This is a genomic window from Sphingobium sp. TB-6 (assembly GCF_012927365.1).
GTDB lineage: Bacteria > Pseudomonadota > Alphaproteobacteria > Sphingomonadales > Sphingomonadaceae > Sphingobium.
Genome location: NZ_JABBGL010000009.1, coordinates 91,865 through 115,274 on the forward strand (window position 1 = coordinate 91,865; position 23,410 = coordinate 115,274).

Here is a 23,410-nt window from a genome sequence, read left to right on the forward strand (position 1 = left end):
GGCTGATTTGTTAACGGTTTGTTTAGCATGATGGGCCGCGGCGATCCACGCATTGGCGTCCCTGCGCCTGTCCCGAAACGGGGCAGGGCATGCTCAGCCCAGGCGCGATCCGATTCGGGCTACCAGCGTTTCCAGTCCCGCCTTGTCGGCATCGTCGAAACGCGCGGGAACGGGGCTGTCGAGGTCGAGTACCACCGCGACGCGGCCGCCCACGATCACCGGCACGACGATCTCCGAAGCGCTGGCCGCATCGCAGGCGATATGGCCGGGGAAGGCGTGGACATCCTCGACCAGTTGCGTCTCGCCGCTGGCCGCCGCCGTGCCGCACACGCCTTTGCCCAGCGGAATGCGGATGCAGGCCGTCTTGCCCTGAAAAGGGCCGAGAACCAGTTGATCCTCGACCATCCGGTAAAAGCCCGCCCAATTGAGGTTCGGCAGAAACTGCCAGATGAGAGCCGAGATATTGGCCATATTGGCGATGGCATCAGGCTCGCCCGCCGTCAGCGCATCAGCGGCCGAAAGGAGATCGTCATAGAGCGTGGCTTTGTCGGCGTCGGCCGGAGGAGCGAAATCGAACATGGACGGGATATAGGGGGCGACGCGCGTGTCGACCAGTCTGAACCCATCGACATCATTTCGAACGATTGGCGCCTGCGTCCACCCTAGTTTCGATCGATCCTAATCGAACCGAACCTTGCCGCGCCCGGCCTTGACCGAACTGCGCGCTTTCTTGGCGTCGACCCGGCGGGCCTTGGCGGCCTTGCCGGGCTTGGTCGCCTTGCGGGCCTTGGGCACTATGGTCGCTTCCCGGATCAGCTCGACCAGCCGGGCCAGCACCTCCTGCCGGTTCAGGAGCTGCGACCGGGAGCCTTCGGAACGGAGGATCAGCACGCCTTCCGCCGTCATCCGCCGCCCGGCGATCACTGCCAGCCGGCGTTTCACCGCTTCGGGCAGGGAGAGGCTGTTCGCCACGTCGAAGCGCAACTGCACGGCGCTGTCGGTGGTGTTGACATGCTGGCCCCCGGCGCCGGTCGAGCGGACGAATGTTTCCGACAGTTCGTCAGTGTCGATGGCGATCGACCGGGTGACGGGGATGAGGGCCAAGCCTTACAGTCCCGCCTGTTCGAGCAGCTCCTGCCCGAAACCTGCCGCCGCAAAGGTCTCCGGCAGGGGAGCGGTCGCCTCCGCGGGCGCTTTCTCCCCGCGCGGGATGCTGAGAAAACGGCTGTGCAACAGCATGGGTCCGCTGCTGGTCCCATAGACCGGATCGCCCGCAATGCCAAAGCCCAGGCCATGCAGCGCGTGGGTGCGGATTTGGTGGGTCCGTCCCGTGCGCGGGGTGAAGACGATCAGTGCCCGGCCATCCTTTTCCGCGATCTTGCGCCATTCGGTGAGCGCGGCCTTGCCCGCCTTGGCCGGGATCATCCGCCAGCCCTGCGCTTGCGTGCTGACTTTCTTGATCGCGAGCTCGATGGTGCCGCTGTCCTCCGCCGGAACGCCGTCCACCACGGCGACATAGCGCTTTGCGACCGTCCCTGCCTCGAAAGCGGCGGCGAAGCGCTTGTGCGCCTTGGGATTGCGGGCGAGCAACAGGCAGCCGCTGGTGTCCCGGTCCAGCCGATGGACCGGCAGCGGCCAGCGCTGGAAGCCGAAGGTCAGCGAGGAGAGGTGGTTTTCCAGGGAAAGCGACCCGTCGCGCGGCGCGTCGACCGGCAGGCCGGCGGGCTTGTCGAGGATGATGGCCTCGCCATCGATAAACAGGACTCGGTCGTGAAGCAGGGACAAGAGGCGTTTCCGTAAATAGGAGGGCGATTGACGCGCGTGCGGCTTCCTATAGGGCGTGGAGATCATGGAGAACAGGGGGCATGAGGCGCACCCGCCGGGCGGAGGGCGGCTGGAATGGATCGATGTCGCACGCGGCATCGGCATCGTCGCCGTGGTCGTCGGTCATGTATGGACGCGGGGCGCGTTGCGCGACGCAATGTACAGCTTCCACATGCCGCTGTTCTTCCTGCTATCGGGCCTGCTGTCGCGGCCGCAGCCGGTGACGCGCTTCACCTGGCGCCAACTCGCGTCGCAGATGCGGCCCTATGCGGCCTTCCTGATTTTGCTGATCCTTGCCGACCAGATCATCGAAAGGATGAAGGGCGGGCGCCCAATCTTCCATAGCTGGCCGCAGGATGTGGCGCCGGTCCTGTTGGGCGGCTCCTGGCTGCGCGGGCCGTTCACCATTTTCTGGTTCGTGCCCTGCCTGATGATGGCCCGTATCCTGTTCAATATGGCGCTGGCCCGCTGGCCCGATCCGCTTGATCGGCGCTGGACGTTGCTGATGCTGCCCTGCCTGTTGCTCGCTTATGGTGTGGGCAAATTCACCAGCCTGTCGCCGCTTGGCCTGCTCACCGTGCCGATGGCGCTGGTCCTGCTGTGGCTTGGCGCGGTGTGGCGGCTTGTGACGTGGCGAGGCTGGATGCTGGCGCCTCTGATCCCGCTATCGCTGGCGGGGTTGATGGCGCTGCTGCCGACGCTCAATATGAAGGCGGCGGATTATGGCTGGCCGCTCCTGTCGGTCGGCTCGGCAGTGGCCACCAGCTTCCTGCTGTTCCGCCTTTCAGTGCGGATCGCGCCCTTTGGCGGTTGGATCGCGGCGATCGGTCGCGCGTCGCTGGTCATTATGTATCTGCATGTCGCGGTGATCCACTATCTCTCGCCCTATCTCAGCAAGCCGTGGCTGCTGATGCAGGCGCTGTTGCTGCCGATAGCGGCCTATTATCTGATCCGGGCCGTGCCTGGAGCGCGACGGATTTTCCTTTAGGGCTGCCTTATCCTGAAACACGTTCAGCATGACGATGTGCAAAGGATGACCGCCGACAAAAGTTCAATGCAGATGCCGCAGCTTGTCGGGATTCCGCATCACATAGATGCCGGTGACGCGCCCATCCTCGATGTCGAGCGCCGTCGTCTGGAACTCGCCATCCGCCTCGCGGGTGACGAAGCCGGGCAGGCCATTGATCAGCCCCAAGCGCACCAGCGTCGAGCCATATTTGCCGAACAGCACCGCCAGCGCCTTGTGGATCTGCATGACCTGGCCGAAGCCGAGCACCGGAACCACCGCTGCTGGCCGCTTGCCGCCGCCGTCGCTGTGGAGGCTGACATTCTGCGCCAGCATCGCACCCAGCGCCGTCATGTCGCCGCTGCGAGAGGCCGCGAAAAAGGCGCTGGCGATCTCCAGTCCGCGCTGCTTTTCAAGCCGGTAGCGAGGCCGGGCATCCCGCACATGAGCCCGCGCCCGCGCAGCCAATTGACGACAGGCCGCCGGATCGCGATCGACCGTCGCGGCGATTTCCTCAAAGCCGACGCCGAACACGTCATGCAACAGGAAAGCGGCGCGCTCCAGCGGCGAGAGACGTTCGAGGGCGAGCATCAGCGGCAAAGTCACATCCTCCTCTTCCTCAGCATCCTCGATCACCGGATCTGGCAACCAGGGGCCGACATAGGTTTCGCGCTGGTGCCGCGCCGATTTGAGCTGGTCGAGGCACAGCCGCGTCACCGTGCGCCGCAGGAAGGCCTCCGGTTCGCGAACGGCTTCGCGATCCACCCCCATCCAGCGGATAAAGGCCTCCTGCACCATATCCTCGGCATCAGCGACCGATCCCAGCATGCGATAGGCGACGCGGGTCAGGCGGGGACGCAGCGGGTCGAAGCTCTCCGCCGCGTCCGCATGCGTCCCCTGGGCCATCACGCAGCCGCCTTGGCCGGGGTTTCGTACCAGAGGCCGAAACCGACCGCGATGCGGTTCCAGCCGTTGATGACATTGATCATCAGGGTCAGCTTCACCCGTTCCTCCTCCGAAAACTCGGCTGCCAGCGCCGCATAGGCCGCGTCATGGCTGTGCCCTTCGGAGAGGCGCGTCAAGGCTTCCGTCCATTCCAGGGCAGCCCGCTCGCGAGACGTGTAGCAGGGCGCCTCGCGCCAGGCCGACAACAGATAGATGCGCTGCTCGCTCTCACCCTGGGCGCGGGCGTCGGTCGTGTGCATGTTGATGCAATTGGCGCACTGGTTGATCTGCGAAGCGCGTATCTTCACCAGTTCGATAAGGCTCGGCTCCAGGCTGGCATTGACGGCGTTGGATGTTGCGAACCAGCTTTTCATGAGCTGGGGCGCGGCGGCAAAGGGATCGAGCTTGGCAGTCATGGTCGGCACCTTTCTTCCTGGATTGTGCTGACATGACGAGACAGGATCGGCCACTGTGACATGAACTGTGAAAAATTGCAGCGTGCATGACGGAAAAGAGGGGAAGGCAGGCATTTCCGCCTTCGTCATCCGCGCTTCCGCGAGGATGACCAACTTCGAAAATATCCGCGCCCGGCCGGTTCAATCAGAATTCGAAGTTCAACCGGCCGTAATAAAAGCCGCCGCTGGTCCCGTAGGGCGAATATTGGTTGTAGAGGGAGAAGCCATTGCCCTGCAGTACGGGCAGCAATTTATCGGGATAGCTGTTGAACAGATTGTTGGCGCCCGCTGACAGCTTGATGCCCTTGCGCAGTTCCACCCCGGCTTCCAGGTCGACGATGATCTCGGGATCGATTTCCGCATCCAGCGAGGGCGTGGTCGGATGGACCATCGTCACCTTGCCAAAGCGGGTGGCGCGCAGGTTCAGGCTCGCCGGTCCCTTGGTCCAGAGGATATTGGCGATGAACTTGTCGCGCGGCGTGCCCTTGGTGAAGTCGCCCTGCTTCGACCGGCCGATCAGCGCCAGCCCGGAACTGGCCAGTACGCTCGGCACGGCATCGACATGGGTGAAGACGGTCTTGTTGAAATTGGCCGACAGGCTGAACACCGCATGGCCCAGGTCGTTGAAATCGGCGCGCCAGGTGCTGACCACATCGATCCCGCGCGTCCGCGTATCGGCCGCGTTGGAGAAGTAGAAGCCGCCCGCCGAAGAGGTGATGCCCGCCGCCGCCAGCACGCTGCGCACCAGCGGACCCTGCAGGGTTTCGGACAACAGGATGCGATCCTTGATCTTGATCTGATAGGCGTCGACCGTGATGTTGAGGCGCGGCGTCGGCGTGATGACGATGCCGGCGGAAAGGTTCCTCGACTTTTCCGGTTTCAGCGGTGTTGCGCCCAGAGCGATGGCCGCCGCTGAATCCACCGGCAGCGCCGATACGGGCAGCAGCACACCGCCCACATTGATCGTGCTGGCGGAGGAATAATGCTGCTGTTGCAGCGTCGGGGCGCGGAAGCCCGTGCTTGCCGTGCCGCGCAGCGCCAGGCCGCGCACCGGCTCGATACGCAGCGACGCCTTGCCGGTGTCGGTGGTGCCGAAGTCCGAATAATCCTCATGCCGCCCGGCCAGCGCGACCTCGAACCCCTCTATGACCTGCTGTTCCAGGTTCAGATAGGCGCTCCAATTGTCGCGGTGCCATTTTCCGGCGGAGGAGAGGGGGAAACCTGTCACACCCTGCGATCCGGATGTCCGCAGCACCCCTGCATTGGCGCCGCTGGTCGAGCGATATCCGCCGTCGATATAGGATTCGGGGTCGCCCGAACCGATGGCGTAGCTGTTCCAGCGATATTCCACCCCCAGCGCCACCAGCAACGGTTCAGCCAGGCCCAGATCGACCGTCTTTTGAAGGTCGAGATTGGTCGTCCACTCCTTCGACGTGACGGAGCCGATATACATGTCGGCAGGGCTCGCCGGGCCGAGCGACGCGTTGACGACCGAGCTTTCCCGATATTTCACCCAATTGCGGGCAAAGCTGCTGGACAGGTCGTAATGGAATGTGTCGGAGAGATCTCCACGCAGTCCTGCCGCCGTCTGGAAATCCTCGTCATAAATGTGGAGGTGCGGGCTGTAGCCGTTGGGGAAAAGCTCCGGAATATTGTTCGGCGCATCGGGGAAGCGATAGGTCAGCCAGGCGTCGCTATGCCGCCGGGAAGCCGTGCCGAACAGGTAGAACTGTACCGCCTCGCTTACCGGCAGCGACACGTCATAGGCGAAGTTGATGCCCGAAACCTGCGGCTGGCCACCCTTGTTCACGTCGCGGTTGACGGTCGCTTCACGTGGATCGGGCGTGCCAGTGGTCGCTGAATAAGGCTGGCCGAGATATGCATAAAAGCGGCCGGGGTTCAGCGCGCTGCGATAGGTGCGTCCCTGAAGGAAGGCGTCCAGCGTGAAATGGACATGGCCGCCATCACCGATGCCAAAGCCCTTGCTGATCTGGAGCCGGCCCTGTTCGCCGCCGCCGTCCGCCGTGGCGCCGCCCAGGAAGGAAGCCGTGCCGCTGGCGTCATCCTTCAATAAGATATTGACGACGCCTGCAATCGCGTCCGAACCATATTGCGCCGACGCCCCGTCGCGCAGTACCTCTATGCGTTCGATGGAGGAGGAGGGGATGAGGTCCAGGTCCGGCGGCGACTGGCCGTTTTGGGTCGTGCCGTTGATGAAGAGGGTCGCCGTATTGTGGCGCCGCTTGCCGTTCACCAGCACCAGCAACTGGTCGCCCGCAAGCCCGCGCAGCGACAGCGTCTTAACCGCGAAGCTGGCCCCGGCGCCGCTGTTCGACACGTTGATCGACGGCACCAGCGTCCCCAGCAGGTCGCGGACCGATTGCTTGCCGCTCGCTTCCATATCCTTGGCGCTTAGTACGTCGATCGGCGCGAGGCTTTCCGCGACGGTGCGCGTGGTCTGGCGGGTGCCGGTGACGATGATGGGGGCGGACGTCTCCTCCGCTTCGGCGCCCGGTGCCATGGCGACCGGAGCTGCCGCGCCCGCGATGCCGATCTGCGCGAGTTGAACGGCCAGCGGGCGGCGGTGGGCGGCGCTCCGGTTGGCGGGGATCGCGAGCGCAATGACGCCCACGCCCGCCTCGCTATGCTTGAGCGCGGTTCCGGCGAGCAGCCTTTCCAGCGCATCTTCGGTCGATAACCAGCCTTGCACGCGCCGGCTGCGTATCGCGGCTACTTCGTCATAGGGAAACAGGATGCGCACGCCCGACTGCGTCGAAAGCTGGCGCAGGGCGCTGCTCAGCGGCTGCGGTGGAATGTCGAACTTGTGACGCTGCGACAGAGTGGCGTCCGTCTTGGGGGCCGCCAGAAGCTCCGTGGGCGAAACAAGGCAGGTGGCAAGGGCCAACCCTGCCAGCGCATGGCGAAAACGCATTGATTGTTCCCCTGTAGCAGACGGCATTATCGTGCCGTTCCGATTGCATCGAACGAAGCAAAGCTCCCGATCCGCTATCCGGCGGGCGGGAACGATCGATTGCGAGCGATAGATGATCGGAAAATACGCTTAAAATGAGAGTTTCTTATTATAATATTACAACTGCGGCGATGCAGTCGTTCAGGCGCAAGTTTGCAGGAACCAGCGTTGATTTTCCTCCAGCCCGATAGCGGTTAGTCGACCGCTACGGAAAGCGCCGGTGTCGATGCCGATCCGATTGGGCTGAACGTCGACATCCTCGCTGATGCTATGGCCGTGGACGACCATCTTCCCGAACTGTCCCCGGTGGTTCAGGAAATCGCCCCTGATCCAGCGCAGATCGGCGGGAATCTGCGCGTCGAGCCCGATGCGCGGCCGAACCCCGGCATGCACGAACAGATAGTCGCCCACCGGCAGCATGTCGGGAAAATCGTCCAGAAAATCGATATGATCGCGGGGTATATGGGTCAGCATCCATTGGGCCAACGTCTCGTCGCCCATGGTGGCACAATCGTCTGGATCCAGGCCATAGCTGGCCAGCGTCTCGACCCCACCATATCGCCGGAAGAAGCGGGCGGCCTGCGCCCGACCGCGAGCAGCAGCGATGAACATTTCCTCATGATTGCCCTTGATGAAGCGGACATCCTCGCCTGATCGCGCCAGTCCCATCGCCCGTTCGACAACCTGCGCCGATTGCGGTCCGCGATCCACCAGATCGCCCAGCAGGATCAGCAGCCGGGGCAGGGGAGGACGATCCGCTTCATCTCGCCCAATCTTGTCCAGCAATTCGGCAAACAGATCGTCGCGGCCATGAATGTCGCCAATCGCATAGACGCGCGCATCTCCGCCCACGTTGGGGGCTAGCGGTTCGGCAGACGCTTTCCGGCGGCGGAAGGGCATCAGCATGGCGGACAAGGCTCACACATCATGTCCGCCAGTGTCGCATGGCTTCAAAGGCGGGGCAATGTGACGCCCTGCTGCCCCATATATTTGCCCGCGCGGTCGGCATAGCTGGTCTCGCACGGCTCATTGCCCTTGAGGAACAGGAACTGGCAGGCGCCCTCATTGGCGTAGATCTTGGCGGGGAGCGGCGTGGTGTTGGAAAATTCCAGCGTCACATGACCTTCCCAGCCCGGCTCCAGCGGGGTGACGTTCACGATGATGCCGCAACGCGCATAGGTCGATTTGCCGAGGCAGATCACCAGCACGTCACGCGGCACGCGGAAATATTCGACCGTCCGGGCCAGCGCGAAGCTGTTGGGCGGGATGATGCAGACGTCGGTCTTGCGGTCGACGAAACTGTTCGCGGCGAAATCCTTGGGGTCCACCACGGCGCTGTTGACATTGGTGAAGATCTTGAACTCGTCCGCCACCCGCGCATCATAACCATAGGAGGAGAGGCCATAGCTGATGCAGCCGTCACGCCGCTGGCTCTCCACGAACGGTTCGATCATGTTGTGGGTCTGGGCCTGTTCGCGAATCCACTTATCCGACAATATCGACATGGCTGGTTCAGCTCTTTCCTGGGAATATGCCGAGATCCCGGGGACCAAAGGCATGAGGCAATAGTTCAGCGACGCTATGTTCGACCATGGCGTCCCCCTCCGGCGCCGCGCAGTAGATGGCGAGCGTCCGCCCGGCCATCTGCTCGGCTTCGTTCATGATCTGGCGGCACCGGCCGCAGGGCGTGACGATGGCATCGCCTGTGATGGAGCCATCCGCGCCCATGGCGCCCCCAACGACCGCGATCGCCTCCACATCGGCAAAGCGTCCTTGCGCATTCACCGCCGCGAGCGCCACCGTTTCGGCGCAGAGCGACAGGCCATAGCTTGCATTTTCGAAATTGCAGCCGGTGATGATCTGCCCGTCGGTCAACCGCACCGCAGCGCCGACGGCAAAGCGGCTGTATGGCGCATGGGCATGGGCCATAGCCCCGCGCGCCGCCTCGATCAGTTCTTTCGTCGCGCTCATCGCGCCATCGCATCCCATCGCACCGGACCCTCGATGCCGTCGATATGCCGCATATCGCTGGCTGTCCACATCACCCATTTGCGCTTTTCGCTATCAGGGGGAAAGAAATTGCGGTCGAGCCACAGCGTCCGGTTGATCCCCGAGGCAATGCCATATTGCGCGTCGAAATCGTCGCTGACGTTCAGCACCACCGACGTGCCTGCATGGCTCTCGATCAGGTTGATCAGCGTATTCAGTTCTGACAGCACCGCATCCTGCCCCAGCCGCGCCCGGCAGCCAGGCTCGAACGCCAGCCGGATCACCGGGGGCAAGGCGGCATTGTCGCGGGGCACCATGGTCATGAACCCGGTCGCCTGATCGGAAGCCTTCGCACACAGGCTGAATTCGAGCACCGCGCCATAGCGCATTCCGGCCGCTCGCGCCGCCGCCCAATTGGCCTCAAACGCCGGATCGCGAAAATGTCCGCCGCTGGCTGCGCGGATATAGGCGAAATCCGCCCCCTGTGCCGCCAGCGTACCCCATTCGATGGTCCCGTCGGCGGATGATACGGAGACGCCCTGGGTCGGAAATTCTTCGCGGCTCGGCGCCCAGTCGCGGGCATAAAGCCACCCGCCCAGAGCCAACAGGCCCAGAACGGCACAAACCACGCCAAAACGGGCCAGCAAATGGCCGGCACTGATGATACGGATGCCCCTTACCCCTTGATATGCAGGACGCAAATCAGCGTGAAGAGGCGACGGGCCGTATCGAAGTCGACCTTGATCTTGCCCTCCAGCCGCTCGATCAGCGTCTCGGCGGCGGCATTGTGGATGCCGCGGCGCGCCATGTCCACTGTCTCGATCTGCGCGGGCGACGCATTGCTGATCGCCTGGAAATAGCTGTCGCAGATCGCGAAATAGTCCCGGATCGGGCGGCGGAAGCGACCCAGGCTCAGGATGATCGCCTCCAGCGGATCGCCATTGTCCCGCCGGATTTCGATGACCAGCCGCCCTTCCTCGACGCGCAGATGCACCTTGTAGGGACCGGCATAGCCGTCCTCATGGACGCGCTGGGGTTCGAAATAATTATCTTCCAGCAGGTCGAAAATGGCTATGCGCCGTTCCTGCTCGACATCGGCATTGCGCCAGAGGATCGTCCGCTCGTCGAGCGTGATATCGATGATGCGCGGATCGGCCATGGACGCTATGGTCAGTGCGGCGGCGCACAAGGAAATGCAACCGGGAAAAGCAATGGCGACTCTTGTCCACAGCTTTTCCAAATGCTTTCAACGTTCCACCTTGCAAGGGCAGGTCTGCGGCGCGATGAGGGGGCCATGGTCGAACTCGTGCAATTCAACGCCGCCGCGGAATCTGGCATCACTGAACTCCCCCGCAATGTCGAGGCGGAGGCGGCGCTGCTGGGCGCATTGATGATCGACAACCGCATTGCCGAAGATGTGCAGCTAAAGCTCAAGCCCGAGCATTTCTTCGAGCCTCTGCACGGCCGCATCTATGAATCCGTGATGAGGCTGGTCGAGCGCGACATGATCGCGAACCCGGTGACGCTCAAGCCCATGCTGGAGCAGGACCCGGCGCTCAAGGAACTGGGCGGCGTGGGCTATCTGGCGCAATTGACGGGCAATGGCGCCGCGCTGCTGGGCGCGCGCGATTTCGCGACCCAGATTTACGACCTGGCCCTGTTGCGGCAGCTTGTTCATGTCGGTCGTGAACTGGTTGAAAATGCACTGGATACCAGTGAAGATGTCAATCCGCGCGAGCAGATCGAACAGGCCGAAGTCGCGCTCTACAAGGTTTCGGGAGGCGAGGGCGAAAGCGGCTCGGTCAAGAGCTTTGCTGCCGCCACCACCATGGCGGTCCAGATCGCGGAGCGCGCACTCAACAGCGGCGGCCATGTGTCGGGCATCACCACCGGCATTAACAGCCTGAACGAAAAAATCGGCGGCATGCACAATTCGGACTTGATGATCCTCGCGGGTCGTCCGGGCATGGGCAAGACCTCGCTCGCCACCAATATCGCCTATAATGCTGCCTCACGCTGGCTGCGCGATCATGCCGACGGCATTCCACCCGAAAAGAATATGGGCGCCAAGACCGCGTTCTTCAGCCTCGAAATGTCCGCCGACCAGCTCGCTACCCGCGTATTGGCCGAACAGTCGGGCATCAGCGGCGAAGCGCTGCGCATGGGTAAGATCAGCCGCGCGGACTTTCAGAACCTCTCCCGCGCGGCGCGGGAGTTGCAGGAATTGCCGCTCTTCATCGACGATACGCCCGGCCTTACCATCGCCGCGCTGCGCACCCGCGCCCGCCGGTTGAAGCGCCGTCATGACATCGGCTTCGTCGTGGTCGACTATCTCCAACTGCTCCAGGGCACTGGCAAGGGCGATAACCGCGTCAACGAAATTTCAGAAATTTCCCGTGGTTTGAAGACCTTGGCGAAAGAACTTAATTGTCCGGTTCTGGCGCTTTCGCAGCTCAGCCGCGCCGTCGAACAGCGCGAGGACAAGCGCCCGCAGCTCTCCGACCTTCGTGAATCAGGCTCTATTGAGCAAGACGCGGACATGGTCTGGTTCGTGTTCCGCGAGGATTATTATGTTGCCGCCAAGGAGCCGGGGAACAAGGAAAGCTCCGAGCATCTGGAATGGGCGCAGGAAATGGAGCGCATTTACGGTTTGGCCGAGGTGATCGTGGCGAAACAGCGTCACGGCTCCACCGGTCGCATCCGCATGAAGTTCGACGCCAGGATCACCCGCTTCTCTGATCTGGCGGAGGGCAGCTATCTTGAGGATATTGAATAGGGGAAAAGGTGTCCGATCCCCGTTCGTTTCGAGCCTAGTCGAAAAACCTTCGCGCTACCCCGAAACAAAAGCCTGAAAAACCAGCGCCAGCCCCACCATGCTGACCAGATAGGCGACAGTCCGCACCACCGGCACGCCCATGCCGTAAAGCGGCAGATACACAGCCCGAGCCCCCAGCCACATCCATCCGCCAACCGCGGTCAACCCGCTGGTTTTCGCGGCAACCACCACGCCCAGCAGCGTGATGATCGCAATCGGATAGGTCTCCAGAAAATTCGCCTGCGCGCGCACCAATCGCCCGCCCACAGGGTCGAGGGGCGGCAACTCCTCATCACGCGCCCCCATATTCCATTTGGTGCCATATTGCCGCGTCTTGATATGCGCCGCCGCGAAGATGTGGACCAACAGCAACACACAGCTCCACGCCAATATCTTCAGCTCAACGGCCATATCATTTCCCCTTTCAGTCACCCATTGTCGGCAACCATATCGCGCTTGCATGGCCCGCGCCATAATGCACGCTCTGCGTCGCGATCCTGTAGTCGCTCTTCTTCGCCTCAAAGATCGACGGCACGAAACTCTGCGGATTGCGGTCATAGAGGGGGAACAGGCTCGACTGAACCGTCACCATGATCCGGTGGCCTGGCTGGAACACATGGTTCACATTGGGCAGGCCGAATTTGTAATTTTCGATCCTACCCGGCACCAGCGCCTCCGGCTCGTCGAAGCCATGGACATAGCGCCCGCGATAAATCTCCATCCCGATCGGCAGTTCATAGCCCGCCATCTTGGGGACATTGCTATATTGGTCGGGATAGACGTCGATCAGCTTCACCACCCAGTCGCTGTCCGTGCCGGATGTCGCCGCGAACAGATCAACCATCGGCTGTCCGGCAATATGCACGGGCTTGTCCAGCACCGGCGTCATATAGCTCAGCACATCGGTCCGTCCGGACACGAAACGCTGGTCCTTCACCAGCCAGGTCTTCCACGCATCATCCTTGTTCGGCAGCACCGGGCGGGGGAGATAGGGCACCGGCTTTGCCGGATCGGAGACGTAGCTGTCGCTTCCTTCGGCGCCCGGCTTGCTCCAGCTCAGCCCATTGCCGCCAGCCAGATACAGCGCCTTGGGCGAGCCGCCCGGCCACTTCGCCATCACCTGCCATTTGTCCGCCCCGGTGGCGTAGGTAAGCGCCCCCGGTACTTTATATCCCTTGGGAGGATTGTCCTTTAAATAATGGTCTAGAAAGGGTTTCATGGTATCGCGCCGGAACTGAAGCCCAGTGTCGCCCGCGAAGTCCAGATCGCCCAGATGTGACCCGTCATAGTTGACGCCACTATGCCGCCACGGCCCGATGACCAAGCTCACCATGTCGTTAGTCTTGTCCTGCGGTTCCAGCGCTTTGTAGACTGCCGGCGCGCCATAGCTGTCTTCCTGGTCCCACTGTCCCACGACCAGCATGGTCGGCACGGTCAGCTTGCGCTTGGCGAGCAGCTTGTCGAGTGCCTGTTCCTGCCAATAGCTGTCATAGGCCGGATGCTGCATCAGCTTCTGGGAAAAGGGAAAGCCGTCCAGCCCATAGGCGCGCGCGAAATCGCCCGCCGACCCTTCCTTCAGATAGGCATCATATTCATCGCCCGTTCCAAAGGGCACGGCCCCGCCGCCCTTCTTCGCGGTCTGGCCCAGCACATAGTTGAAATTGGGTTGGCGAAAGGCGCCATTGTGGAACCAGTCGTCCCCGATCCAGCCATCCACCATCGGGCTTTGCGGCACGGCGGCCTTGAGCGCCGGATGCGGGTCTATGAGCGCCATCAACGAGGTGAAGCCCAGATAGGACGATCCAGTTATCCCAACCTTTCCATTGCTTTCCGGGACATTTTTCACGAGCCAATCGATGGTGTCATAGGCATCGGTGCTGTGATCGACCTCTGTGTGATTCAACGGCCCCCGTAAAGGCCGGGTCATCACATAGTCACCCTCTGAGCCATCCAGCCCGCGCACATCCTGATAGACGCGGATATAGCCGTCATCGACGAACTCGGCATCGGAAACGGGCAGGATTTCCTCGATCTTCTGGCTGCGGTTGCGGGAGGTCGCCTTGCCCGCATTATAAGGCGTGCGGCTGAGCAATATGGGGCCGCGAGTGGTGCCCTTGCGCATGACGATCACGGTGAACAGCTTCACCCCGTCGCGCATCGGGATCATCACTTCGCGCCGGATATAATCGGCCTGGGGGCGTGCCGGATCGTAAGTCTTGACCGTATCCGGTGTCATCGGATCGATCTGCGCGCCGAGCGGCGGTCCGAACGCCGTCAGGGTCAGAGCGAGGATGGAAATCCGCGCGAATGTTCTCATGGCTTCTTGCTCCCTTGCAGGTGGCAAGGGGTAGTCATTGAACGACTGTATAGCAATATCTGCCAAAATCCTCCCTACGCGAAGCGCGGGGAGGATTGGGAAAGATCAGAACACCGGCTGGTTTGCTGGATCGTCCGGATCGACGGCAGGCGTCGGGATCGGCGTCACTGGCGAGTGGATGCCGCATTCCACCTTGTCCCACCCGCGCCAGCGTCCGGCGCGCGGGTCTTCGCCCGGCAGCACCTTGGACGTGCAGGGTTCGCAACCGATGGACAGATAACCCTGCGCTTCCAGCGGATGGCGGGGCAGGTTTTCCGCCTCGAACCAAGCCTCCAGATCGTCCTTGGTCCAATCGCCCAGCGGATTGATCTTAAGCCGCCCATCCTCGATCTCGAAGCGGGGCAGGTTCTGCCGCGTCACCGACTGGAACGCCTTGCGCCCGGAAATCCAGGCATCCAGGCCTTCCTTGGCGCGGTGCATCGGTTCAACTTTGCGGATTTCGCAGCAGCCGTCGGGGTCGTAGGACCAGCGCAGGCCGGTTTCGTCCTTCTTTGCCAGCACTTCCGCATTGGGTACCACGGCCCGGCTGTCGGTAAAGCCCAGCGTGTTGATCAGCGTCTCGCGATAGTCCAGCGTCTCGCCAAACATCTTGAGCGTATCGACGAAGATCACCGGCACCGTCTTGTCCGCCTTGGCGATCAGCGACAGCAGCACCGCGCTTTCCGTGCCGAAGGAGGACACGACCGCCACATTGCCCGCTAGCCCTTCGGCAAAGACGGTCTTGAGCATCGACAGCGTGTCGACGCCTTCGAAACGCGCGTTGAGCGCGTCCGCGTCCGCCTGGGTAAAGGCGGGGCGGGCGTCGATCACGTCAAGCTTGCGGGCAGGTTCAGCCATTCACAGTCTCCGGGTGCCGTTTCGCCCACAGCGGGCGGCGGCCGTCGACCGTCTTTTGATAGACGTCGGCATAACGATTAAGGGCGCGCTCCACGGCGGCATCGTCCAGCGCCTTGTCGGGCCGGAAACTGTCGAAACCGCAGCGGCGCATAGCATTGAGCTGGTCCACCAGCACATCGCCTACGGCGCGCAGTTCGCCCTGATATCCCGCCTCACGCAGGATACGCGCCGCCGAATAGCCGCGCCCGTCGCCATAGGCGGGGAAGTTCACCTCGACCAGCGACAGCCGGTCGATATAGGGCAGCAATTCGCGCGCATCCTCGCCCGCTTCGATCCGCACGGCGGTCGAGTTGGACTGGCCGGTGAAGGATTCGACCGTCACAGCCGGTTCCTGCGTGGCTTCGCCTTCGCGGAAGGTCAGGAACTCAACCATAGATCGCCTCCTTGAAGGGCTTCATGCCAAGACGGCGATAGGTGTCGAGGAAGCGTTCGCCTTCCTCCCGCTGCGAAAGATACAGGTCAGTGACCTTCTCGATGGCATCGACCACGCCGTCCTCCGAGAAGCCGGGGCCAGTGATCTGGCCGACGCTGGCATCCTCCGCGCCCGATCCGCCGAGCGAGAGCTGGAAATTCTCCACGCCTTTCCGGTCCACGCCCAGCACGCCGATATGACCGGCATGATGGTGGCCGCAGGCATTGATGCAGCCGGAAATCTTGACCTTCAGCTCGCCCAGATCCTTCTGGCGCTCCACAGAACCGAAGCGCTCCGACAGCTTCTGCGCCAGCGGGATCGAGCGTGCGTTGGCGAGGCTGCAATAGTCCAGGCCAGGGCAGGCGATGATGTCCGTGATCAGGTCCAGATTGGCCTCGGCCAGCCCGGCTTCGTCCAGCTTCTGCCAGATGGCGTAGAGATCGGCCTGCCTGACATGCGGCAGGACGAGGTTCTGCGCATGGGTCACGCGCAGTTCGTCGAAAGAATAGGTTTCGGCCAGATCGGCAGCCAGTTCGATCTGCTCTGCCGACGCGTCGCCCGGAATCCCGCCCTTGGGCTTGAGGCTGATATTGACGATGGCATAGCCCGGCTGCTTGTGCGCGGCGACCTGCCGGTCGACCCATAGGGCGAAGGCCGGATCGGTCCGGTCAATCTCGTCGCTCAACCCCTGCTCATAGGCCGGATTGGCAAAGAAGGGCCGGATGCGGTCCAGTTCCTCGGTAGGCGGGTTGAGGCCGAGTTCGCGCATATGCGCATATTCTTCCTCGACCTGCCGCTTATATTCCTCGACGCCCAGTTCATGGACCAGGATCTTGATCCGCGCCTTGTACTTGTTGTCGCGGCGACCGTAGCGGTTATAGACGCGCAGGCAGGCCTCCAGATAAGAGACGATCTCATCTTCGGGCACGAAGTCCTTGATCTGCGGCGCGACCATCGGCGTACGGCCCATGCCGCCGCCGGCATAGACTTCCGCGCCGATCTGGCCATCGCGCAGCACCAGCTTGAGGCCGATATCATGCAGCCGCATCGCCGCCCGGTCTTCCTCATTGGCGATCACGCAAATCTTGAACTTGCGCGGCAGATAGGTGAATTCAGGGTGGAAGGTCGACCACTGGCGCAGCAGTTCCGCCCACGGGCGCGGATCGGTCACTTCATCCGCCGAAACGCCCGCATATTGGTCGGACGAGATATTGCGGATGCAGTTGCCGCTGGTCTGGATGGCATGCATCTCGACCGTCGCCAGTTCGGCCAGGATGTCCGGCGCATCGGCCAGCTTGATCCAGTTATATTGCAGATTCTGGCGCGTGGTGAAATGGCCATAGCCCTTGTCATACTTCGCCGCGATCTCGCCCAGCTTGCGCATCTGCTTGCCGGAGAGGGTGCCATAGGGGATCGCCACGCGCAGCATATAGGCGTGCAACTGGAGGTAGAGTCCGTTCATCAGCCGCAGCGGCTTGAACTGATCCTCGGTCAGATGCCCGGCCAGGCGGCGCTGCACCTGATCGCGAAACTCCTCGACGCGGGCGTCGACGATGGACTGGTCGTAGCTGTCGTAACGATACATGGTCAGATCACCCAGTTGCCGGCATCGGCGTCATTCGGTTTCAGCGTCAGGTCAGGGCGAACAGTCGGCCCCAGAGCGCGGATACGGTCCTTGATATGGGCCGGACGGACGCCTTCGTCGGTCACGGTCGCATCGATCACATAAGCGCCGACAACGCGCAGCGCGGCTTCCTCGGCTCGGGCCAGTTCGTCGCCCTTGTCGCCCACGTCGACGGAGTCCCCGACCTGCCGCGACCAGCCGTCGCCCGCCCACCAGATCACGTCCCCGGTGCCGAGGTCATTGCCGGTCAAAATCTTCACGAAAGCATCTCCGCCCCATTATTTGCCTGCGCGGCCCACCCGGCCAGCACATCCTGCGCCAGCGCATAGGCCGTTACGTCCCCAACGACAATCAGCGCCGGGCTCTCAACCTTTTCCCGCACCACCATGTCGCCCAGATCGGCGAGCAAGGTGCGCAAAGTCCGCATGTCGGCGCGCGTGCCATTTTCCAGCACCGCCACCGGAATTCCCGGCGATACGCCATCCGCGATCAGCTTGTCGGCAATATCCGCCGCCGTCGCCACGCCCATATAGATAACGAGCGTGCGGCCCGCGCCCGCCAGTCCCGACCAGTCCTGATCGGTCAGCCCCTTGCATTGCCCCGCGACGAAGGTGACGGCGCTGGCCGCATTGCGATGGGTGAGGGGCAATTGCGCCTGCGCCGCGCAACCGATCGCCGCGCTGATGCCCGGCACGATTTCGACCGGCACGCCGGCAGCGCGGCAGGCTTCCATTTCCTCGCCGCCGCGCCCGAAGATGAAGGGATCGCCGCCTTTCAGCCGCACCACCTTCCGCCCGGCGAGCGCCAGTTCGACCAGCAGGGCGTTGATCCCGTCCTGCGGCACGGAATGGCGGCTGCGCTGCTTGGCGACCGAAATCAGCTCGGCATACGGAGAGGCGAGCGCCAATATCTCGGTCGAGACCAGCCCGTCATGCACGATCACCTCCGCCTCACCGATCAGGCGCGCCGCGCGCAGAGTCAGCAGTTCCGGATCGCCCGGACCGGCGCCGACAAGGGTGACAGTGGCAGGTGGAGTTTCAGCCATGTTGGGCAAATGGCGAAAGCGGCCAACGGTTTCAATCCAGAATGCTTTGGCCAAGGCGAAGGAAAATTTGGGGGAAGGCTAATTAAACTCCGCCGCTCACTCCCCCATCGTGGCGGTATCGATATCCTTCAGCCCCACGCCAATGGACGCGCGAGGCTGTTCTATTTCCACCGAAGCCACCGGATAGGCGCAATAGTCCGCCGCATAATAAGCGCTCGGCCGATGGTTTCCCGAAATCCCGACGCCGCCGAAGGGGGCTGAGGAAGAGGCGCCGTTGGTCGGCCGGTTCCAATTGACGATCCCCGCCCGGATATTCGCCCAGAACTGGTTATATTGCTCCGGCGTGCCGCCGATTAGCGCCGCCGACAGCCCAAAGCGGGTATTGTTCGCCTCCCTTATCGCAGATTCGAAGTCGGGCACCCGGATGACCTGAAGCAAAGGCCCGAACAGCTCCGTATCCGGTCGTTCCGTCATGGCGGTCACATCGATGATCGCCGGGGTCACGAAGGGCAGACCCTTGGTCGTGCGAACCATATGCTTGATGGGCTTGCCGCCATTGCTCATCAGGTAGAGGAAGCTCTCCGTCAGATGGTCCGCCGCCTGATTGTCGATCACCGGCCCCATATAGGGCGCGGGGTCGGCATGGGGATGCTCGACGATCAGCCGGTCGGCCAGCTTCTTGACCTCCGCGATCAGCGTGTCGGCCAGATCCTCCTTGACGATCAGCCGGCTCGCCGCCGTGCAGCGTTGCCCGCTCGACAGGAAGGCGGATTGCACGATCAGCGTTGCCGCGCTGGCCATATCCGCCGTGTCCCAGGCCAGGATCGGGTTGTTCCCCCCCATTTCGAGGGCCAATATCTTGCCCGGATTGGCCGCGAATTGCCGGTTGATGGCGATCCCCGTCTGCGCCGATCCGGTGAAGAGCACGCCGCCCACATCGGGATGCGCGGCCAGCGCCTTGCCCTCGTCCGGTCCGCCCAGCACCAGCCGCACGGCATCCTCCGGCACGCCCGCTTCATGATAGAAGCGCACCAGCATCTCGCCCACGGCAGGCGTCTTTTCCGAAGGCTTGAAGACCACTGCATTGCCCGCCAGCAGGGCAGGCACGATATGGCCATTGGGCAGATGCGCGGGGAAGTTGTACGGCCCCAGCACGGCCATCACGCCATGGGGCTTGTGCCGTACGGACTGGCGCGCGCCCATGGCTGCCTCCAGCCGCCGCTGTCCGGTGCGTTCGGAAAAAGCCGCGACGGAAATGTCGACCTTGTTCATCACCGCCGTCACTTCGGTGCGCGCATCCCACAGCGGCTTGCCGGTTTCGCGCGCGATCAGGTCGGCCAGCGCTTCCTCATTGGCGCGTACGACATTGACGAAGCGGCGCAGCGTCTCGATGCGATAGGCGATGGGCTGCGCGGCCCATTTGGGCCAGGCGGCACGGGCGCGGGCGACTTCCGCCTCCACCTCGCTGGCAGTCCCCTGCCACAAGAGAGCGCCAGTGGCGGGTTCTATCGAAGTCAGCGCGGCGGACATGGTCCCGATATGGAGGATAATTGGGCGTTAGGGAAGAGGTGGCGCGTCTCCCAACGCATCGCCCATGTCCCGGATCGACGCGACCTTGGCATGGAGCGGTCCCCAGTCATCGTCCTTATCGATAGCGCCCCAGATCGCCTCGACCTCATCGATGTGCATGGAGCAAGGCGAAGGCGCGCTCCAATAGAGGTGATCCTTCGGCCCGCTGGCCTCAAATCCGGCAATGGCTTCGCGGAACCCGGCCCATTCCTCGCCCGTATAGGGAGCGCCCTGACGAGAATCGCCACCGCGCCAGTCCTGAAAGAAGCGATCGATCGGCCTTTGTGTGCCGACCATCCCCCGCACCGCTGCCTCGATCATGGCCGACGCATCGCCGCTCTGCACGACGCCCAAACGCCAGCAGAAGCGCCGGACCATCGCCTCGCCATACAGCGCTGGAAAGCGCTCCAACTGCGCGATCAGCGGTTCCGCCTCCACCAAGGGCCGCAGCGATACGGCGAGTTGCGCCACGTCCCAGTGGATCGCCTCCGCCTGCCGCCCAAAGGCATATAGACCCGCATGATCGAAATAGGCGGCGGTGAAGCCCGGCTCCCACAGCGGCGTGAAGCGCCAGGGGCCGTAATCGAAGCTTTCGCCCGTCACATTGATATTGTCGCTGTTGAGCACGCCATGGACGAAGCCCGCGACCATATAGCTCGCCGCCAGATCGGCGGCGCGCTCGACCACGCGGCCCAGCAATTGCGCGGGCGGGTTATCCCCCGGCACCTCGCCATAAAGCTTCGTCAGCGCATAATCGGTCAGCCGCTCCAGCAAGGCCTTGTCATCGAAATAGGCCGCCCGCTGGAATGACCCGATGCGGACATGCGAATGGCTGAGGCGCACCATCACGGCGCCACGGGTAGGGGATGGCTCGTCATTGCGCTCCAGAGCCTCGCCCGTTTCGATGATGGAGAAGGTCTTGGACGTGTTGACGCCCAGCGCCTCCAGCATCTCGGTCGCCAATATCTCCCGCACCCCGCCTTTCAGTGTCAGTCGTCCGTCCCCGAACCGGCTGTAAGGCGTCTGGCCCGACCCCTTGGTGCCAAGGTCGAGCAACCGTCCGGCGCCGTCCCGCAACTGCGCGAACAGGAAGCCGCGTCCGTCGCCAATATCCGGATTATACACCCGGAACTGGTGCCCGTGATAACGCAGCGCCAGCGGCCCCGGCAGCGATCCCTCCAGCGGCTGAAACCGCCCGAAATGCGCCACCCATTGCTCATCGCTCAGATCGCCAAGTCCCACCGTCGGCGCCCAGCGGTCATTGCGGAACCGCAGGATCGTCTGCGGGAAGTCCGCCGCCGTGACTGGATCGGCAAAATCGGGTTGCAGCGCGGCGATTTCATTCGCGGGGCTGAATTTGGCGGGTTGCAGGGTAGAGCGCATGCGGCGATATGGGGGATGCAGGGCGGAAGGATCAAGCAGCTTGAGCAGCTATAGCGACGGATATTGGTGGTCCCCCGATGGGCTGAGGCTCCATTATCGCGATTATGCAGGGGGGGAGGATGGCCGTCCGCCCTTGCTCTGCCTGCCGGGCCTGACACGCAACGCCCGCGATTTCGAGCCGCTCGCCGCCCGTCTGGCCGGGCAATGGCGTCTGATCTGCCCGGACATGCGCGGCCGCGCCGAAAGCGCGCAGGCGAAGGATCCGATGACCTATGTCCCGCTTACTTATTTGCAGGACATCAGCCGCCTGTTGGCCGACCTGGCCATCACCCGTTGCGTCGCCGTCGGCACGTCGCTGGGCGGCATCATCACCATGCTGATCGCCGCGACCCATGGTGAATGGCTGGCGGGTGCGCTGCTCAATGACGTGGGGCCCACGCTGGAGGAGCCAGGCCTCGCCCGCATCCGTACCTATGTCGGCATCGGCCAATCGCATCCAAGCTGGGTCCATGCGGCGCGCGCGCTGGAAGAAGCCAATCGCGACGTCTATCCCGGCTATGGCCTCGACCAATGGCTGGCTATGGCCAAGCGCCTTTATCGCCTCAACAGCGCGGGGCGCGTCGTCCTGGACTATGACATGCGCATAGCCGAGCCGCTGCGCGTTGCGGGCAGTGAGGCAGGCGTCGACATGTGGCCGGTCATGCAGAGCTTTCGCGGAATTCCGACGCTGATCCTGCGCGGTGAGCGTTCCGACCTGTTGTCCGCCGCCACGACCGCCCGCATGGTGGAGGAAATCGGCCCGGATGCCGAGTACGCCACCATCTCCAATGTCGGCCATGCCCCTGTTCTCGACGAACCGGAATCCGCCGCCGCCATCGACCGGCTGCTTGCGCGGGTTCTGAATGGCTGAAGTGATTTGAGTGAAATGGAAGATTTCACGGCTCGACAATCACGGCAGACAGATGAGCCGCCCCGGTTGCTTCACGTCCACGGCAGCTTCTCCCTGGGTGGCAAGGAAGCGCGGGCCGTCCGCCTCATGAATCTTTGGGGAGAGCGCGCCCATCACAGCATCGTCAGCGCGGCGCCTCATCTGATGAGCGCTCGCGACGCCATTGATCCGGCAACGCCGGTCGATTTTCCCGAGCCGCCTCCACTCGCGGGCAAGCCCGGCATCAAGCGCTTCAGGGCGATCGCGCGGTTCCTGTCGGGATATGACCTGATCCTCAGCTATAATTGGGGTGCGATGGACGCGGTGATGGCGCATCGCATCCATGGCGGCCCTCCGCTGATCCACCATGAAGACGGCTTCAACGCGGACGAGGCGGCTGGGCTCAAGCCCCAGCGCAACCTCTATCGCCGCCTCGCGCTCCAGCGCGCCCATGCGCTGGTGATCCCGTCGATCCGTCTCGACGCCATCGCCCGCATGGTGTGGCGTCAGCCCGTCGCCAAGGTGCACCTGATCCGCAACGGCATAGACACGGTACGCTATGCGCAGCCACCTCTGCCCAACGCCATTCCCGCCCTTCATCGCACGCCCGGCAAGCTGCTGGTCGGCACGGTTGCGGGTCTGCGCGCCGTCAAGAATATTCGCCGCCTCGTCCGCGCCGTCGCCCCGCATCGCAACCACCTGCAACTGGTGGTGGTGGGGGAGGGGCCGGAACGCGATGCCATATTGGCCGAAGCCAAAGCCCATGGCCTGGACGATATCTGCATGGCTGGCTTCATGAGCGAGCCCTGGCGCTTCATGGGGCTATTCGACATTTTCGCGCTATCCTCCGACAGCGAGCAATTTCCGATCTCGCTGATCGAGGCGATGGCGGCGGGCCTCCCCATCGCATCGATGGATGTAGGCGACGTCGCCAATATGGTTGCGCCGGAAAACCGGGCGTTCGTCGTTCCGGATGAGGCGGCTCTGGCCTCCGCCCTCGAAGCCCTGGCCAGCGACCCCGACATTCGCCAACGGTTGGGTGAAGCCAACCGCCAGCGCGCCCGGCGCGATTTCACGGAAGCCGCCATGGTCGACGCCTATGCAAGCCTTTATGGGCAGGCACTATCCAGCCCCCATATTTTGCGGTAGGGCGCCCCCAAATATTCGTCA

General features: G+C 63.1%; 24 protein-coding genes. 4 read left to right on the top strand and 20 right to left on the bottom strand.

What is annotated here, in order from left to right:
- Positions 1 to 93: 93 nt before the first annotated feature.
- The 3 genes from HHL26_RS14025 to HHL26_RS14035 form a co-directional block, all read right to left on the bottom strand.
- The gene (locus HHL26_RS14025) at positions 94 to 579 is read right to left on the bottom strand and encodes a GAF domain-containing protein (RefSeq protein ID WP_066555931.1); all 486 of its coding nucleotides are present in this window, start codon (positions 577 to 579) and stop codon (positions 94 to 96) included.
- Positions 580 to 678: 99 nt separating this feature from the next.
- The gene (gene arfB, locus HHL26_RS14030; RefSeq protein WP_066555932.1) at positions 679 to 1,104 is read right to left on the bottom strand and encodes an alternative ribosome rescue aminoacyl-tRNA hydrolase ArfB; all 426 of its coding nucleotides are present in this window, start codon (positions 1,102 to 1,104) and stop codon (positions 679 to 681) included.
- Positions 1,105 to 1,107: 3 nt separating this feature from the next.
- On the bottom strand, positions 1,108 to 1,785 hold the full coding sequence (locus HHL26_RS14035; RefSeq protein WP_066561549.1) for an RNA pseudouridine synthase: 678 nt from the start codon (positions 1,783 to 1,785) through the stop codon (positions 1,108 to 1,110).
- A gap of 64 nt (positions 1,786 to 1,849) precedes the next feature.
- Between HHL26_RS14035 and HHL26_RS14040 the strand changes: the two genes are divergently transcribed.
- Entirely contained in the window at positions 1,850 to 2,812 is a 963-nt protein-coding gene (locus tag HHL26_RS14040; protein WP_066555935.1) for an acyltransferase family protein, read from the top strand.
- Positions 2,813 to 2,875: 63 nt separating this feature from the next.
- Here the strand turns inward: HHL26_RS14040 and HHL26_RS14045 are convergent, their stop codons facing one another.
- The 8 genes from HHL26_RS14045 to HHL26_RS14080 form a co-directional block, all read right to left on the bottom strand.
- Positions 2,876 to 3,736, bottom strand: a complete 861-nt coding sequence (locus tag HHL26_RS14045) for a sigma-70 family RNA polymerase sigma factor (protein ID WP_066555936.1) — start codon at positions 3,734 to 3,736, stop codon at positions 2,876 to 2,878.
- Positions 3,736 to 4,191, bottom strand: a complete 456-nt coding sequence (locus HHL26_RS14050) for a carboxymuconolactone decarboxylase family protein (RefSeq protein ID WP_066555938.1) — start codon at positions 4,189 to 4,191, stop codon at positions 3,736 to 3,738. Before HHL26_RS14050 ends, HHL26_RS14045 begins: the two co-directional genes overlap by 1 nt.
- A 184-nt stretch (positions 4,192 to 4,375) precedes the next feature.
- The gene (locus HHL26_RS14055) at positions 4,376 to 7,162 is read right to left on the bottom strand and encodes a TonB-dependent receptor (protein WP_066555940.1); all 2,787 of its coding nucleotides are present in this window, start codon (positions 7,160 to 7,162) and stop codon (positions 4,376 to 4,378) included.
- Positions 7,163 to 7,342: 180 nt separating this feature from the next.
- Entirely contained in the window at positions 7,343 to 8,107 is a 765-nt protein-coding gene (locus HHL26_RS14060; RefSeq protein ID WP_066555942.1) for a metallophosphoesterase, read from the bottom strand.
- 44 nt (positions 8,108 to 8,151) lie between these two features.
- Positions 8,152 to 8,706, bottom strand: a complete 555-nt coding sequence (gene dcd, locus HHL26_RS14065) for a dCTP deaminase (RefSeq protein WP_066555945.1) — start codon at positions 8,704 to 8,706, stop codon at positions 8,152 to 8,154.
- Positions 8,707 to 8,713: 7 nt separating this feature from the next.
- Complete coding sequence (locus HHL26_RS14070; protein WP_066561551.1) at positions 8,714 to 9,172, bottom strand: cytidine deaminase; 459 nt, start codon at positions 9,170 to 9,172, stop codon at positions 8,714 to 8,716.
- Complete coding sequence (locus tag HHL26_RS14075; protein ID WP_082748783.1) at positions 9,169 to 9,834, bottom strand: GH25 family lysozyme; 666 nt, start codon at positions 9,832 to 9,834, stop codon at positions 9,169 to 9,171. Before HHL26_RS14075 ends, HHL26_RS14070 begins: the two co-directional genes overlap by 4 nt.
- Positions 9,835 to 9,866: 32 nt before the next feature.
- On the bottom strand, positions 9,867 to 10,349 hold the full coding sequence (locus HHL26_RS14080) for a UPF0262 family protein (protein WP_066555948.1): 483 nt from the start codon (positions 10,347 to 10,349) through the stop codon (positions 9,867 to 9,869).
- A gap of 135 nt (positions 10,350 to 10,484) precedes the next feature.
- Here HHL26_RS14080 and HHL26_RS14085 point away from each other — a divergent pair, with 135 nt between their 5' ends.
- Positions 10,485 to 11,966: a replicative DNA helicase gene (locus HHL26_RS14085; protein WP_066555950.1), complete on the top strand. Its 1,482-nt coding sequence runs from the start codon at positions 10,485 to 10,487 to the stop codon at positions 11,964 to 11,966.
- A gap of 54 nt (positions 11,967 to 12,020) precedes the next feature.
- Here the strand turns inward: HHL26_RS14085 and HHL26_RS14090 are convergent, their stop codons facing one another.
- The 9 genes from HHL26_RS14090 to HHL26_RS14130 form a co-directional block, all read right to left on the bottom strand.
- The gene (locus HHL26_RS14090; RefSeq protein ID WP_066555952.1) at positions 12,021 to 12,416 is read right to left on the bottom strand and encodes an MAPEG family protein; all 396 of its coding nucleotides are present in this window, start codon (positions 12,414 to 12,416) and stop codon (positions 12,021 to 12,023) included.
- Between the two features lie 13 nt (positions 12,417 to 12,429).
- The gene (locus tag HHL26_RS14095; RefSeq protein WP_066555953.1) at positions 12,430 to 14,322 is read right to left on the bottom strand and encodes a CocE/NonD family hydrolase; all 1,893 of its coding nucleotides are present in this window, start codon (positions 14,320 to 14,322) and stop codon (positions 12,430 to 12,432) included.
- A gap of 105 nt (positions 14,323 to 14,427) precedes the next feature.
- Positions 14,428 to 15,219 (bottom strand): phosphoadenylyl-sulfate reductase, encoded by a 792-nt coding sequence (locus HHL26_RS14100; protein ID WP_066555955.1) that lies wholly within the window; start codon positions 15,217 to 15,219, stop codon positions 14,428 to 14,430.
- Positions 15,212 to 15,652, bottom strand: a complete 441-nt coding sequence (locus HHL26_RS14105; protein ID WP_066555960.1) for a DUF934 domain-containing protein — start codon at positions 15,650 to 15,652, stop codon at positions 15,212 to 15,214. Before HHL26_RS14105 ends, HHL26_RS14100 begins: the two co-directional genes overlap by 8 nt.
- Positions 15,645 to 17,276 (bottom strand): nitrite/sulfite reductase, encoded by a 1,632-nt coding sequence (locus HHL26_RS14110; RefSeq protein WP_066555961.1) that lies wholly within the window; start codon positions 17,274 to 17,276, stop codon positions 15,645 to 15,647. Before HHL26_RS14110 ends, HHL26_RS14105 begins: the two co-directional genes overlap by 8 nt.
- 2 nt (positions 17,277 to 17,278) lie before the next feature.
- Entirely contained in the window at positions 17,279 to 17,575 is a 297-nt protein-coding gene (locus tag HHL26_RS14115) for a DUF2849 domain-containing protein (RefSeq protein WP_066555963.1), read from the bottom strand.
- Positions 17,572 to 18,360, bottom strand: coding sequence for a uroporphyrinogen-III C-methyltransferase (gene cobA / locus HHL26_RS14120; protein WP_066561553.1), 789 nt, complete (start codon positions 18,358 to 18,360; stop codon positions 17,572 to 17,574). Before cobA ends, HHL26_RS14115 begins: the two co-directional genes overlap by 4 nt.
- Before the next feature lie 96 nt (positions 18,361 to 18,456).
- Positions 18,457 to 19,890, bottom strand: a complete 1,434-nt coding sequence (gene astD, locus HHL26_RS14125) for a succinylglutamate-semialdehyde dehydrogenase (protein ID WP_066555964.1) — start codon at positions 19,888 to 19,890, stop codon at positions 18,457 to 18,459.
- A 27-nt stretch (positions 19,891 to 19,917) separates the two neighbouring features.
- Complete coding sequence (locus tag HHL26_RS14130; RefSeq protein ID WP_066555966.1) at positions 19,918 to 21,312, bottom strand: protein adenylyltransferase SelO; 1,395 nt, start codon at positions 21,310 to 21,312, stop codon at positions 19,918 to 19,920.
- 40 nt (positions 21,313 to 21,352) lie between these two features.
- Here HHL26_RS14130 and HHL26_RS14135 point away from each other — a divergent pair, with 40 nt between their 5' ends.
- Positions 21,353 to 22,222 carry an alpha/beta hydrolase gene (locus tag HHL26_RS14135; protein ID WP_066561555.1) on the top strand — a complete coding sequence of 290 codons (870 nt, stop codon included), beginning with the start codon at positions 21,353 to 21,355 and terminating at the stop codon, positions 22,220 to 22,222.
- A gap of 15 nt (positions 22,223 to 22,237) precedes the next feature.
- The gene (locus HHL26_RS14140; RefSeq protein ID WP_169576140.1) at positions 22,238 to 23,389 is read left to right on the top strand and encodes a glycosyltransferase; all 1,152 of its coding nucleotides are present in this window, start codon (positions 22,238 to 22,240) and stop codon (positions 23,387 to 23,389) included.
- The last annotated feature ends 21 nt before the right edge of the window (positions 23,390 to 23,410 follow it).

Coding starts and splice junctions, on each gene's coding strand:
- HHL26_RS14025 (WP_066555931.1), bottom strand. CDS start 579: ATGTTCGATTTCGCTCCTCCGGCCGACGCCGACAAAGCCACGCTCTAT.
- HHL26_RS14040 (WP_066555935.1), top strand. CDS start 1,850: ATGGAGAACAGGGGGCATGAGGCGCACCCGCCGGGCGGAGGGCGGCTG.
- HHL26_RS14045 (WP_066555936.1), bottom strand. CDS start 3,736: ATGGCCCAGGGGACGCATGCGGACGCGGCGGAGAGCTTCGACCCGCTG.
- HHL26_RS14050 (WP_066555938.1), bottom strand. CDS start 4,191: ATGACTGCCAAGCTCGATCCCTTTGCCGCCGCGCCCCAGCTCATGAAA.
- HHL26_RS14055 (WP_066555940.1), bottom strand. CDS start 7,162: ATGCGTTTTCGCCATGCGCTGGCAGGGTTGGCCCTTGCCACCTGCCTT.
- HHL26_RS14060 (WP_066555942.1), bottom strand. CDS start 8,107: ATGCTGATGCCCTTCCGCCGCCGGAAAGCGTCTGCCGAACCGCTAGCC.
- dcd (WP_066555945.1), bottom strand. CDS start 8,706: ATGTCGATATTGTCGGATAAGTGGATTCGCGAACAGGCCCAGACCCAC.
- HHL26_RS14070 (WP_066561551.1), bottom strand. CDS start 9,172: ATGAGCGCGACGAAAGAACTGATCGAGGCGGCGCGCGGGGCTATGGCC.
- HHL26_RS14080 (WP_066555948.1), bottom strand. CDS start 10,349: ATGGCCGATCCGCGCATCATCGATATCACGCTCGACGAGCGGACGATC.
- HHL26_RS14085 (WP_066555950.1), top strand. CDS start 10,485: ATGGTCGAACTCGTGCAATTCAACGCCGCCGCGGAATCTGGCATCACT.
- HHL26_RS14090 (WP_066555952.1), bottom strand. CDS start 12,416: ATGGCCGTTGAGCTGAAGATATTGGCGTGGAGCTGTGTGTTGCTGTTG.
- HHL26_RS14095 (WP_066555953.1), bottom strand. CDS start 14,322: ATGAGAACATTCGCGCGGATTTCCATCCTCGCTCTGACCCTGACGGCG.
- HHL26_RS14100 (WP_066555955.1), bottom strand. CDS start 15,219: ATGGCTGAACCTGCCCGCAAGCTTGACGTGATCGACGCCCGCCCCGCC.
- HHL26_RS14105 (WP_066555960.1), bottom strand. CDS start 15,652: ATGGTTGAGTTCCTGACCTTCCGCGAAGGCGAAGCCACGCAGGAACCG.
- HHL26_RS14110 (WP_066555961.1), bottom strand. CDS start 17,276: ATGTATCGTTACGACAGCTACGACCAGTCCATCGTCGACGCCCGCGTC.
- cobA (WP_066561553.1), bottom strand. CDS start 18,360: ATGGCTGAAACTCCACCTGCCACTGTCACCCTTGTCGGCGCCGGTCCG.
- astD (WP_066555964.1), bottom strand. CDS start 19,890: ATGTCCGCCGCGCTGACTTCGATAGAACCCGCCACTGGCGCTCTCTTG.
- HHL26_RS14130 (WP_066555966.1), bottom strand. CDS start 21,312: ATGCGCTCTACCCTGCAACCCGCCAAATTCAGCCCCGCGAATGAAATC.
- HHL26_RS14140 (WP_169576140.1), top strand. CDS start 22,238: ATGGAAGATTTCACGGCTCGACAATCACGGCAGACAGATGAGCCGCCC.